This is a genomic window from Streptomyces sp. NPDC006208, from assembly GCF_040613775.1.
Lineage (GTDB): Bacteria > Actinomycetota > Actinomycetes > Streptomycetales > Streptomycetaceae > Streptomyces.
This window is the reverse complement of sequence record NZ_JBEXSW010000006.1, coordinates 76,540-88,749: the sequence shown is the minus strand read 5'-3', so window position 1 is coordinate 88,749 and position 12,210 is coordinate 76,540. Positions and strand designations below refer to the sequence as shown.

Below are 12,210 nucleotides of genomic sequence, written 5' to 3'. Positions count from 1 at the left end.
CGTCCGCCGGGTCCTGGGATCAGCCCAGTTCGAGGACGCGGGCGTGCAGCACCTGCCGCTGCTGGAGCGCCGCGCGCACCGCCCGGTGCAGGCCGTCCTCCAGATACAGGTCGCCCTGCCACTTCACGACATGCGCGAAGAGGTCGCCGTAGAACGTCGAGTCCTCGGCGAGAAGTGTCTCGAGATCCAGCTGGCCCTTGGTGGTCACGAGCTGATCGAGGCGGACCGGGCGCGGCGCGACGTCCGCCCACTGCCGGGTGCTTTCCCGGCCGTGGTCGGGGTACGGCCGTCCGTTGCCGATGCGCTTGAAGATCACACGGAAAGCCTACCGGTCAAGAGGCTCCGGGCGCAGCCATGGAACCGTAGTGCGATCCTGTACAAAGTCTGGCAAATCGCGAAACAGGGGTCCCTCATGACAGCTCAGGAGCCGGCCGGGCGGGCGGTTTCCGAGGAGATCGGACGGGCCGCGGCGCTGCCGCAGCCCGCTCTGGAGATCGCGGCGGGCTATGCCCTGACCGGCCCCGCGCTCGATCTCGGCGCTCTGGTCTGGGACGGCCGGTGCCTCCCCGATGCCCGGATCCGTGTCCCGCTGTCCATGCTCAACCGGCACGGTCTGGTCGCCGGAGCCACCGGTACCGGCAAGACCAAGACGCTCCAGCTGATGGCCGAACAGCTCTCGTCGGCAGGTGTGCCGGTCTTCCTCGCCGACATCAAGGGCGATGTCTCCGGCGTGTCGGCGCCCGGCCAGGAGAGCGACCGCGTCCGCGAGCGCGCCGCGCAGGTCGGGCAGGACTGGTCGGGGCAGTCGTTCCCGTGCGAGTTCTACGGGCTCGGCGGGATCGGCCCCGGTATTCCGCTGCGCGCGACGGTCACGGACTTCGGCCCGCTGCTGCTGGCCAAGGTGCTGCAGCTCAACCGGACGCAGGAGCAGTCGCTCGGGCTGATCTTCCACTACGCCGACTCCAAGGGCCTGGAGCTGGTGGACCTGAAGGATCTGCGGGCCGTGGTCGCCTTCCTCGTGTCGGACACCGGGAAGGAGGAGCTCCGGGGTCTCGGCGGCATCTCCACCGCCACCGCCGGGGTGATCCTGCGCTCGCTCACCGCCCTGGAGCAGCAGGGCGCGGCCGCCCTGTTCGGCGAGCCCGAGTTCGACACCGCCGACCTGCTGCGGACGGCGCCGGACGGTCGTGGGGTGGTGTCCGTACTGGAGCTGCCCACGGTCCAGGACAAGCCGCAGCTGTTCTCGACGTTCCTGATGTGGCTGCTCGCCGATCTCTTCCACGATCTGCCCGAGGTCGGCGACGTGGACAGGCCCAGGCTCGTCTTCTTCTTCGACGAGGCGCATCTGCTGCTCAACGGTGCGTCCAAGGCGTTCCTGGAGTCGATCACGCAGACCGTGCGGCTGATTCGCTCGAAAGGGGTCGGGATCTTCTTCGTCACGCAGACGGCGAAGGACGTCCCCGTCGATGTGCTCGCCCAGCTCGGCAACCGGGTGCAGCACGCGATGCGCGCCTTCACGCCCGACGACGCCAAGGCGCTCAAGGCGACCGTGAAGACCTTCCCGAACTCGGCGTACGACCTCGAGGAGGTGCTCACCGGTCTGGGGACGGGAGAGGCGGCGATCACCGTGCTGAGCGACAGAGGGGCGCCGACACCGGTCGCGGTGACCCGGCTGTGGGCACCGCGGTCGCTGATGGCGCCGATCGGTGCGGGTGCGCTGGACGCGGCGGTGAAGGCGTCGCCGCTGTACGCGCGTTATGCCGAGCCGGTCGACCGGGAGTCGGCGTACGAGAGGCTGACGGCCGAGCAGCGGGCCGCGGAGGAGGCTGCCGAGCGAGCTGCTCGGCAGGTGGAGGAGGCCCGGGAGGCCGAGAGGGTGCGGCAGGCGTCAGGCGCGCCGCAGCGGCGGGTCGGGCGCGAGGAGTCGCTCGCCGGGCAGGTGATGGGGAGCGGGATTTTCAGATCGCTGGCGCGGTCGGTGGGGACGCAGCTGGGGCGGGAGATCACACGCTCTCTCTTCGGAACGGCGCGCCGCAGGCGGTGAGCCTGCGGCGCACCGCGCCGGAGATGACGTCCTACTCGGTCACCTCGTGGTCGTGACCGTCGTGCAGGCCGCCGCCGCTGCCCGCGTCACCGTCCGTGGGGACGGAGGTGACCGGCTTGCGCAGCGAGCTCAGGTCGTGGGTGTAGGTGCCCACCGCATTGGCGATGACGCCGATGTTCACCCGGAACGCCGTCATGTTGATGTTGCTGAGGTTGTCGCCCTTGGCGTGGTAGTTCACGTCGTACGCGACGCCCGCCGTGCCGCCGAACTTCGCTGCCTGCGCCTCGGTCTTGATGCCCTCGGCGCCGGTGAAGGTGCCGCCGGAGGGGATGCCGACCTCGATGAACGGCCCGTAGTCGGAGCGGCCGGTGAAGTCGGTGCCCTCGTGCGGGGTGCCGCGCTTGTCGAGGAACTCGTTGATGTCGCGCTCGAGTTGGGCCGAGCCGGCAGGACCCGCCGGCGAGCCGACACCGTCGGAGTTGTCGCCGTCGTAGACGAAGAGCCCGTAGTTCGGCGAGGCGATCATGTCGAAGTTCAGATAGAGCTTGATCTCCTTCTTGCCCAGGTCGCTGAGGTTCGCGACATAGTGCTCGGAGCCGAGCAGGCCGTTCTCCTCGGCCGACCACCAGGCGAAGCGCACCTTGTTGGCGGGCCGCTTCTCCGCCTTGGCCAGTTCCTCGGCGACCTCGAGCAGACCGGCCGAGCCGGAGCCGTTGTCGTTGATGCCGGGGCCGGCGGTGACCGAGTCGAGGTGCGCGCCGAGCATCACGGTGTTGGCCGCGTTGCCGTGGCGGGTCTCCGCGATGACGTTGTTGGTGCTCCGCATCTGCTGGAACTCGCGGATCTCGAAGGAGATGTTCACCGGGCCCTTGGCGAGGTCCGCGGCGAGCTTCTCGCCCTCGGCGAGGGTGACGCCACCGGTCGGGATCTTGCCGGCGGCGACCTCGCCGAGGGTGCCGGAGAGCGCGCCCTCGGTGTTGTTGTAGATGATGGCGCCGATCGCGCCCGCGTCGGCCGCGGCTGCCTGCTTGGCGGCGAAGGTGCACCCGCCGCGCTTGATCAGCGCGATCTTGCCGGTGAACGTGCCCGACGCGTAGTCGGTGGCCTCACAGCCGGTGGTGGCGTCCACGGGCACCGCCGCCAGATCGGCCTTGACGCCGCCCACCGGGGTGGACTTGGTGTAGGTCATCGCCTCGATCGCGATGTCACGGGGCGCGGGGGATATGACGGAGAGCTTCTCGGCGAGCGTCTCGGTGTACATGAAGTCGAAGCGCTGGTACGAGACGTCGTACCCGTACTTCTTCAGCTGCTGGTACACGTACGCGGCGGACGCGTCGTGCCCGAGCGAACCGGCGGCGCGGTGTCCGTCGGTCGTGTCGGCTATCTGCTGGAACTTCTTCAGATGTTTGTAGGCGTCCTGCGCGGACGACTTGTCGACCAGCTTCCGTGCCAGCTTCGACGCGTCCTTGGCCGCCCGGTCAGCGGGGTCCAGACGGTGCGCTGCGGACGGGGAGGCGGATGCCAGCAGGAGCGGGGTCGCGAGTGCGGCTGCGGCCAGGGTGGCCACGGCTCTGCGATGGGATGCGTTCACAGAGGTCCTTCCCGGTGCGAACGTGGGTTGAAGGGAAGTTAGCGATCTCTGCGGATTCTGGGAACACCTGAGCCACAACTGACGGCGTATTTCGTGTCATCGGCCCCCGGAGCCGAATCATCCACTTCAACCCGGCCCGGATCAGGCCTTTTTGGCGGTCGCTGCCGCTTTTGCGGCACGCTTCATCTCCTGCTTGTGCTCCCGCACCTTGGCGAGCGACTCCGGCCCGGTGATGTCGGCGGCCGACCGGTAGGAGCCCTTCTCGCCATAGGCACCGGCCGCCTCGCGCCAGCCCTTGGGCTGCACCCCGTACTGCTTGCCCAGCAGCGCGAGGAAGATCTTGGCCTTCTGCTCGCCGAAGCCGGGCAGTGCCTTGAGGCGGGCGAGCAGTTCCGCGCCGCTCGTCACGTCCCGCCACACGGCGCTCGCGTCGCCGTCGTACTCGGCGACGAGGTACTGGCACAGCTGCTGGATCCGCTTGGCCATCGACCCCGGGTAGCGGTGGACGGCCGGCTTCTCCTTCAACAGTTCGGCGAAGGCCTCGGGGTCGTACGCGGCGATCTCCGCGCAGTCCAGATCGTCGCTGTCCATACGCTGCGCGACGGTGTACGGGCCCAAGAACGCCCACTCCATCGGTACCTGCTGATCGAGAAGCATCCCCACCAGGGCGGCGAGAGGGCTGCGGCCGAGCAGTTCGTCGGCCTCGGGCTGCTGGGCGAGATGAATGGTGGCGTCCATGGACCGATGATCGCCCGGTGGCCTGGGCGCCGCCAGTGACAGGGGCGCGGACGGGTTCCCGGCAGCTGCGGGGAATCCGAGTGCGCGTGCGAATGCGGCGCTCATAGACTCCCGGATGTGATCGAAGAGCCCCATTCCCGCGCCGATTCCCACGCCGCCCCGCCGGTCTCACCCGCCGGACAGGACGCACGCGCCGTGCGCGTCGCCGTGGCCGCCGCGCGGGCGGGGCTGGTCGACCGGGAGATCGTGTCGGAGACCGTGGTGCTCTGCGCCGTCGCCGGTGAGCACCTGCTGGTGATCGGGCCGCCCGGAACCGCCAAGTCCGAGGCGGTACGACGGGTGTCGCAGCAGCTCGGCGGGCAGCTCTTCGAGTATGTCCTGGGCCGGTTCACCGAGCCCAACGAGCTTTTCGGGCCGGTCGACCTGCGCCGGCTGCGCGAGGGCGTCGTCGAGGTGGAGACCACGGGGATGCTCCCGGAGGCCGACGTCGCCTTCCTGGACGAGGTGTTCCTCGGGTCCACCGCGATCCTCAACACCCTGCTGGGGCTGCTCAACGAGCGCACCTTCCGGCGTGGCAGCACCTCGGTGGACGTACCGCTGCGGGTCTGTGTCGGCGCCGCCAACACGCTGCCGGACGACCCGGCGCTGGGTGCGTTCGCCGACCGCTTCCTCGCCCGGATCTTCGTGGAGCCGGTCCCGGACGCACGCCTGGAGGAGCTGCTCGAATCCGGCTGGTCGCGGTCGGCGGCGCCAGGTCCCGCCGACAGCCTGCTGCCCGTCGTCGACCGGCTGGCCGCGGCGGCGCGCGACTGCGACCTGAGTGCGGTACGGCCCGCGCTGGCCGCCGCGGTACGGAGGCTGCGGTCGGCCGGAGTGCCGCTGAGCGACCGGCGCGCGGTACGCACCCAGCGACTGGTCGCCGCCGCCGCGGTGCTCGACGGGCGCGCCGCGGCGACCGAGGCGGACCTGTGGGTGCTGCCGCTGGTGGCGCCCACCGCGGACACCCAGGCGCTCGCCCGTGACACCCTCGCCGATCTGCTGGGCGCCGCCCGCAACCAGAGCCTGCTGCACGCCGCCGAGGAACTGGGCCGGGGCCCGCTGGCCCGCGCCGAACGGCTCGCCCGCGCCGGCTCCACGCTCCTCGCAGGCCTCGGCCTGCCGCCGCACCCGCGTGACGACCGGATCCGGGTGGAGGCGACGCTTCGCGAGATCGACGCCTCGTTCGCGGCGGATGCGGTGCCGGACCAGCTGCGCGCGGTCCGTGAACGCCTGGTCGCCGCGGTCACGGGCCCATGACGCGCTCCGTGCCGGGGGCGGCCGGGACCCTGGGGCCGTCGGTACCGCCCTTGCCCGGGCGGGTGGCTGTTCCCGCTGTCCCCCCTGTCGCCGCGGAGCCGGGGATGCCGGTGCCGGAGGCGGCCGGGGCCCGGGTGCCGCCCGCTGGGCCCGTGACGTCGTCGGGCGCAACGGCCGTGCCGTCAGACGAACGGGCCGTAGCCGGCCCGGTCGTGCGGCCCCGTTGGATCACCCGTGAGCCTCCCCTGCCCGCCGTTGCCGTGGCTGCCGAGGGGGCCGGTGCCAAGGCGCTCGCCGCGGCTGTGTCCGCGGGGCTCGACGACGGACACGGCGCACGGCTGCGTGCCGTACGCGGTGACGGCTGGCTGGTCGTCCTGTCCGACGACCCCACCGGCTCCGACCTGCCCTGGGCCGACGGCGTCCACTGGCTCGGGCGGGACGGCGGTGGTCTGCTGCTGCCCACCCATCTGAGCCTCGACCCCGCCCCCGACCTGGTCGTACGTGCCGCGGCCCGGCGCGTCCCCGCGTCGCACACGCTGCTGGTGATGCTGCCCGGCCGGCTGCTGTCCGGGCCCGCCCCGCAGCGGCCGGTGACGCGAGAGCTCCTCGTATGACGGGTCGGCTGCCTTCTCATCTCGCCCCCTGGGCCGGGCAGTTCGACGCCCTCGACCCCCGGTGTGCCGTGGCGCTCGGGCCGTTCGTGCGTGCGCTCGACACGCTGCTGGGCGGCGATGCGCACAGCAGCGGCAGCCAGGGCGAGTTCGACGGCTACGACGGACTGAGCCGGTCCGGCACCCCGGAGCGGCTGCTGATGTCGCAGTGGCTGCTGGCGGAGGCCGCCCCGGAGGAGTTCCTGCGGCGTGCGGCCCAGCGCGAGCTGCTGCATCTCGCCCCGGCCCGCCGCTCCCCGGAGCCGCGCGGCAGCATCGCCGTACTCGTCGACACCGGCCCCTCCCAGCTCGGGGCCGTCCGGCTGGTCCAGCTGGCCGCGCTGATGGTCGCCCACCGGCGGGCCGCAGCCCGTGGCACCGGGCTGCGTCTCGGCCTGCTCGGCCGGAAGCCGGGCGACTGGCACGAGGGCGCCGAGCTGCCCGAACTGCTGCACGGCTGGCTGGCCGCCCGCAGTGCCGTCGAACCCGACCCCGTCGATGTGGAGGCATGGAGGGATTCGCTGGACGCCGCGGACGAGGCCTGGGTACTGACGGGCGAGCCGCTGGCCTCCCGGCTCGTGTTGCCCGGCCGCCACAAGGTGCTGGCCGGCCGGGAGAGCGCCTGGTCGGACAAGGGTGCCGCGGAGATCACCGTCACCCTCGGCGGGCGGACGGCGCGGCTCGCGCTCCCGGATCCGCGCACCGGCGCACGGATCCTGCGCGGCGAGGGCTGGCGGCGGACCGGGGCGCCCACGCCGGGCAAGGCCCTCAGCGGCGGCGTACGGCGGATGGCCTTCGTGGGGGCCGGCCGGCAGCTGCTGCTCGGGTCGGGCGATCCGGCACAGGTGATGACCGCCCGGGTGCCGCACAAGGCGCGCGGCGACCAGCAATACACCGTGCGGCGGCACACGTTCCCCGCCCCGGTCCTGGCGGCCGGGTACCACGGCCGCCGGCTGGTGGGCCTGTACCTGAGCCGCGGCACCGTACGGGCGCATGTGGTCGGCAAGCCGTGGCCGACCGCGTCCGGCTTCGCGGTGCCCACCGATGAACTGGACATCTCGGAGGAGCGCCTCACGGCGCTCGCGCACGAACGGATCACGCCGCTCGTCGTCGACGAGCGGCACATGCTGTGCTGCTGGGACGGCGACTGGTACCGCTTCGGCTGGGACGGTTCGGCGGCCCGGGTCACGGACCTGGTGGCCGCGATCCCCGGCGGTGCGACGGCCTGCCGGGAGGGTGAGGCGCTGCGCCTGCCCCATCTCGGCCCGGACGCGCCGTCGTTCAGGGAGCATCATGTGATCCTCGGCCCTGACAGCTCCCACGCGCGTTCCATGGCCGGTCAGGTATGGACACTCGCGGGCCCGGCGAACGGGACCACCTGCCGCCTCGAGAAGGGTGAACAGCCCCTCGGCTTCGTGCTGCTGGGCGGCGAGCCGCGCCTCGTGACCCGGTCCGCCGCCGGTCACCTGGTGCGCATCCGCGGCGGCAGGCGGGACACCGTGCTCACCAAGGCGTCCGGTACGTCGGATGCGCCCCTCGTGCACCCGGTCCTGCCGCTGCTCGCGCTGCGCCGTGACGACGGCACGGTCGAGGTGTTCGACCTGGAGTCCCTGGAGCGGGTCGTGATCCTGCGGAAGGGCCTCGCATGACGACGCTGAATCCGCCGCCGGCCTTCCGGGGGCGGGTCGAGGCACACGCGCTGGTGCTCTTCGCCGCGCTCCTCGGCGAAGCCGAGGCCCGGGCCCGCGTGCTGGAGCTGTGGCTCCCCGGCACCACCGTGTACGCGCTGCCGGACGGCGGTGACTGGCTCGTGCTGTTCGGGGAGGCGCGCTCACTGCGCGCCGAGCATGCCCTCGGGCTGCCGATCGCCACCGCTGCGGCCGGCGGCCGGATCGACCTGCCACGGGCCGGTCGTACGCGGACGTACGACCTCCAGAGCCTGCCCGTACTCGACCCGGCCGACTGGCTCGGCCTGGACGGCTTTGCCCGGCACGCTCTGGCCCCGCTGGAGCCGCCGGAGCCCGCGCCCGCGGCCGTCGTGGCGCCGCAGCGCACGGCCGGACCCGACCTGCGGGCGGTCGCCGGGGTCGGGGAGGCATCCGCGCGGACCGCCCGCCGGCTGCAGGAGACCGGGCCTCGTGGCGGCACGGCCGCGGGCCGGGCGCCGACGGGTCCCGTGCGCGACGGCCTGCTGGCGCGGCTCGTGCTCGGTACGCCGGCCGAGGCACTGGTGCGCAGCCGCCACGAGCGGTATCTGCGCCGCCTCACACGGCAGTTCGAGAACCGCAGCTGGAACGAGGCCTTGCGGGACGCGGTCGCGCTCGGCGGAGGTGCGGGCGGCGGGCGGACGACGCTGCGGCTGCCCGGCCACCGCGGCGGCCCGCTGCTGCCCACCGCCGTGCGCACCCCGGGCGGTGCGGTGATCCCGTACGGCGCGTCCGCGCAGCAGCAGCTGCGGGTGCTGTACCGCGAGGCGGTCACGGCGCTGGAGAAGGAGAGCCGTATCGAGGAGGCGGCCTTCGTGCTCGCCGATCTGCTCGACGACGCGGCCGAGGCCGTCGCCCTGCTGGAACGGCACGACCGGCTGCGTATCGCCGCCGAACTCGCCGAAGGCCGCGGCCTGGACGCCGCCCTCGTCGTACGGCTGTGGTGGCGGGCCGGGGAACGGGCGCGTGCACTGGACGTGGCGCGGCTGCGCGGTGCGTGGGCCGCGGCCGTCGACCGGCTCGGGCAGCTGGACGGCGACGCGGCGCGGCAGCTGCGCGCCGAGTGGTCAGCCGAGCGGTACGCGGCGGGTGATCTGCTGGGCGCGATCGAAGCGGCATGGCCGGATCCGGAGTTGCGGCCGGGGGCGGTGTCGCTGGCCCGCCGGGGACTCGACGGCGACACCCCGAACCGGGCCGCGCTGCTGTGCTACGCCCTGTCCCGGCAGCCCGACCCTGCCCATCTCGACGAGGCGCGGACCCTGCTGGCGACGCTGTACCCGGACGAGGCGGACCGGCGCGCGCAGCGTGTCCTCGTCCGTACGCTGCGCGACGTCGTACCTGAAGTGCCCGCTGTGGACCGTGAGTTGAGCACGGGCGCGCTGCGTGCCCTGCTGCGCGGAGCGCCGCACGAGACCGATCCCGCAGAGCGGCAGCGCATCGTCAAGGCGCTGCGCCGGCGCGCGGATCCGCTGTACGTCGCCGACCTTGTGCCCGCCCCGCCGCCGGCCGACCGCGCCACGCTCCATCTGAGCGCCGAGCGGGAACCGGGACAACTGCCGCTCGTCGACGCGGTCGCGCTCTCGCCAGGGCTGATGCTGACCGCGCACGGCGATCTGGGTGTCCGGCTGCTGGGCCGCGACGGCCAGGTCAAGGCCCGCTGGGACGTACCGGCCCACCGGCTGGTCGTCGCGGACCACGGCGGCACCGCGCTCCTGGTCGCGCGCCGCGGGGAAGTGCACGACATCCGCCGCCTCGATCTCGCGACCCGGCGGGTCCGGCCCTGGACGACGCTGCGCGCGAAGGAGGTCGCCTCCTCGTACGACGGCAGCGTGCTCACGGTCGTCGACGAGGACGGCATCGCGTTCGTCGCCACGGACGCGGACCGGCCGCGGGCCCTGTGGCGTGAGCTGGAACGCGACCAGGACGTGGAGTCGATCGCCCGGGGTCCCGGTCATCTCGCCGCGGTCGTGCGGACGCCCGGAGGGTTCAACCTCCCCGACAGCCGCGAGGTGTGGCGCTGGGACCTGCCGGAGATCGTGCTGCGCGCCCGCAACCCCGTGCCGCCGGACGGCCCGCCGATGGCGCTGCTCTCGGACGGCACGGCCCTGCACGTCGAGAGCGAGGACGGCATCGGCGCGGAGCTGCGGCTGCACGCGTACGGCACGCACCCGACCGGTTCGACGCCGTACCCCGTACCGGCCGACACCACCGGACTGCTGCAGGACGGCAGCACCCTCGCGACGGTCGTCGCGGACGAGTCCCGCAGCAGTGTCCGGTTCGCCGAGCGCCCGGGCGGCCGCACATGGGCCTGTGTCACCTTCCCCGAGGACGCGTCACCGCGCCTGCGGGTCCATGCGGGCCTGGCCACGCTCCACGACGGGCAGGGCCGGATCGTCGTCCTGGACCTCACGCATCGCTCGGTGGCACTGAACCTGCGGACGGCACTGCGCTGACGGCCGGGCCGCGGGAGTGCGCGAACCGGGCCCGTTCAGCCGCCTTCCAGCCGGGCCGCCCGCATCTGGAGGTATCGGGCCTCGGGCACGCTCAGCGTGCGTTGCGCCGCCGACTCGTAGGCCGCGCGGGCGGCTTCGGTGTCGCCCGCCTTCTCCAGCAGATGCGCGCGTACCGCGTCCAGCCGGTAGTGGCCCGCCAGCCGGTCCTCCAGCTCGGCGATGTCGGCCAGCCCTGCCCGCGGTCCCTGCACCATCGCCACCGCGACCGCCCGCCCCAGCCGCGCCATCGGCTCCGGGGCCCGCTCCACGAGCAGGTCGTACAGGGCGAGGATCTGCGGCCAGTCGGTGGCGCCGGCGGTCGCCGCCTCGTCGTGGAGCGCCGCGATCGCCGCCTGCAGCTGGTATGCGCCGGCCGGGCTCTGCGACAGCGCCTCTTCCACCAGCGCGGTGCCCTCGGCGATCGCTTCCCGGTCCCAGCGGTCGCGGTCCTGTTCGTCGAGCGGGATCAGTTCGCCGTGGGGGCCGGTGCGGGCCGCACTGCGGGCCTCGGTGAGCAGCATCAGTGCCAGCAGACCGGTGACCGCGCCCTCCTCGGGCAGCAGCCGGCGCACCGCGCGGGCCAGCCGGATCGCCTCGCCTGCGAGGTCGGAGCGGTGCAGGTCGCGGCCGGTGGTCGCCGTGTACCCCTCGTTGTAGATCAGATAGAGGACCTGGAGGACCACCGCGAGGCGGGCGTTGCGGTCCGCGGGAGAAGGCTGCCGGAACGGCACCCTCTTGATCTTCTGCTTGGCCCGGCTGATGCGCTGCGCCATCGTGGCCTCCGGTACCAGATGCGCCCGGGCGATCTCCAGCGTCGTCAGGCCGCCCACGGCCCGCAGGGTGAGCGCGATCTGCGCGGCGGGGGACAGTTCGGGGTGGCAGCACAGGAAGAGCAGTGTGAGGGTGTCGTCCTCGGACGGCGCGCGGCCCTCACCGGGGGGCGGCGCCGTGAAGGCGTCCCGCGGGGTGAGCCGGGCGGCCGACTCCTCCCGGCGGCGGCGCGCCTCCTCGCTGCGCAGCAGATCGGTCAGCCTGCGGGCGGCGACCCGGATCAGCCAGCCGCGCGGATTGGCGGGAACGCCGTCGTCGGGCCACTGCTGCGCGGCCGCCAGCAGCGCCTCCTGCACGGAGTCCTCGGCCAGATCGAAGTGGCCGTACCGGCGTACCAGCGCGCCGAGGACCTGCGGCGCGTGGCGGCGCAGCAGGTCCTCGACCTCTCTCGTACCTCTCACCCGCACACATCGCCTCCGCCGTTGTCGATGGGCCGGATGACCACGGGGTAGTCGGGGCTGCCCTCGGGGACCGGGCACTGGGCGACGCGCGCCGCGATCTCCGTGACCCTCTCCAGGCTCTCGCACTCCAGGACCCAGTAGCCGGCGAGAAGTTCCTTGGTCTCGCTGTACGGCCCGTCGGTGATGACCGGCCGGCCGTCCTTGCCCGCCCTGACGTGGCGGGTCCGCGCGGGCTCGACCAGTCCCTGCGCGTCCACGAGCTCCCCGGACTCGGCGAGGTCGTCGTTGACGGCCTGCATGAAGGCGAACATGGACTGCATGTCCTTCTCGCTCCACACCGGGGAGTGCTCGGACGGCTTCCCGCGCATCGCCTCGTAGTCGGCCTGCGTGCCCTGCACCATCACCAGGTACTTCATGGTCGTGCTCCCTCGGGATGAGTGGTCGCCCTTGTGGGCAACTTT

Annotated in this window: 10 protein-coding genes; 5 read left to right on the top strand and 5 right to left on the bottom strand. The window is 73.0% G+C overall.

Translation table 11 applies throughout. From position 1 onward, the window contains the following. Nucleotides 1–19 precede the first annotated feature (19 nt). Nucleotides 20–316, bottom strand: a complete 297-nt coding sequence (locus tag ABZ208_RS06265) for a type II toxin-antitoxin system VapB family antitoxin (RefSeq protein WP_003955420.1) — start codon at nucleotides 314–316, stop codon at nucleotides 20–22. Nucleotides 317–412: 96 nt separating this feature from the next. Here ABZ208_RS06265 and ABZ208_RS06260 point away from each other — a divergent pair, with 96 nt between their 5' ends. After that, a complete protein-coding gene (locus ABZ208_RS06260) occupies nucleotides 413–2,044 on the top strand; it encodes a helicase HerA-like domain-containing protein (protein WP_356908399.1) in 1,632 nt (543 codons plus the stop codon). A gap of 31 nt (nucleotides 2,045–2,075) precedes the next feature. Here ABZ208_RS06260 and ABZ208_RS06255 read toward each other — a convergent pair whose 3' ends face one another. Then, nucleotides 2,076–3,611, bottom strand: coding sequence for a M28 family metallopeptidase (locus tag ABZ208_RS06255; RefSeq protein WP_356908505.1), 1,536 nt, complete (start codon nucleotides 3,609–3,611; stop codon nucleotides 2,076–2,078). Between the two features lie 165 nt (nucleotides 3,612–3,776). Continuing rightward, nucleotides 3,777–4,373, bottom strand: coding sequence for an HhH-GPD-type base excision DNA repair protein (locus ABZ208_RS06250; protein WP_356908398.1), 597 nt, complete (start codon nucleotides 4,371–4,373; stop codon nucleotides 3,777–3,779). Nucleotides 4,374–4,490: 117 nt separating this feature from the next. On the opposite strand from ABZ208_RS06250, the gene ABZ208_RS06245 reads away from it, so the two are divergent. From ABZ208_RS06245 to ABZ208_RS06230, 4 genes are all read left to right on the top strand, one after another. Further along, nucleotides 4,491–5,669, top strand: coding sequence for an AAA family ATPase (locus ABZ208_RS06245; protein ID WP_356908397.1), 1,179 nt, complete (start codon nucleotides 4,491–4,493; stop codon nucleotides 5,667–5,669). 212 nt (nucleotides 5,670–5,881) lie between these two features. Beyond that, on the top strand, nucleotides 5,882–6,283 hold the full coding sequence (locus ABZ208_RS06240) for a hypothetical protein (protein WP_356908396.1): 402 nt from the start codon (nucleotides 5,882–5,884) through the stop codon (nucleotides 6,281–6,283). Beyond that, on the top strand, nucleotides 6,280–7,968 hold the full coding sequence (locus ABZ208_RS06235) for a hypothetical protein (protein WP_356908395.1): 1,689 nt from the start codon (nucleotides 6,280–6,282) through the stop codon (nucleotides 7,966–7,968). Before ABZ208_RS06240 ends, ABZ208_RS06235 begins: the two co-directional genes overlap by 4 nt. Continuing rightward, nucleotides 7,965–10,478, top strand: a complete 2,514-nt coding sequence (locus ABZ208_RS06230; RefSeq protein WP_356908394.1) for a bpX6 domain-containing protein — start codon at nucleotides 7,965–7,967, stop codon at nucleotides 10,476–10,478. The genes ABZ208_RS06235 and ABZ208_RS06230 overlap by 4 nt, the downstream gene beginning before the upstream one ends. 35 nt (nucleotides 10,479–10,513) lie before the next feature. On the opposite strand, the gene ABZ208_RS06225 is transcribed toward ABZ208_RS06230, so the two are convergent. Next, the gene (locus ABZ208_RS06225; protein ID WP_356908393.1) at nucleotides 10,514–11,749 is read right to left on the bottom strand and encodes a sigma-70 family RNA polymerase sigma factor; all 1,236 of its coding nucleotides are present in this window, start codon (nucleotides 11,747–11,749) and stop codon (nucleotides 10,514–10,516) included. After that, nucleotides 11,746–12,165, bottom strand: coding sequence for a YciI family protein (locus ABZ208_RS06220; RefSeq protein ID WP_356908392.1), 420 nt, complete (start codon nucleotides 12,163–12,165; stop codon nucleotides 11,746–11,748). The genes ABZ208_RS06225 and ABZ208_RS06220 overlap by 4 nt, the downstream gene beginning before the upstream one ends. Nucleotides 12,166–12,210 lie beyond the last annotated feature (45 nt).

Bases quoted from the DNA above. Each gene is read 5' to 3' on its own strand.
- ABZ208_RS06260 (WP_356908399.1), top strand. From the start codon at position 413: ATGACAGCTCAGGAGCCGGCCGGGCGGGCGGTTTCCGAGGAGATCGGA.
- ABZ208_RS06250 (WP_356908398.1), bottom strand. From the start codon at position 4,373: ATGGACGCCACCATTCATCTCGCCCAGCAGCCCGAGGCCGACGAACTG.
- ABZ208_RS06235 (WP_356908395.1), top strand. From the start codon at position 6,280: ATGACGGGTCGGCTGCCTTCTCATCTCGCCCCCTGGGCCGGGCAGTTC.
- ABZ208_RS06230 (WP_356908394.1), top strand. From the start codon at position 7,965: ATGACGACGCTGAATCCGCCGCCGGCCTTCCGGGGGCGGGTCGAGGCA.
- ABZ208_RS06220 (WP_356908392.1), bottom strand. From the start codon at position 12,165: ATGAAGTACCTGGTGATGGTGCAGGGCACGCAGGCCGACTACGAGGCG.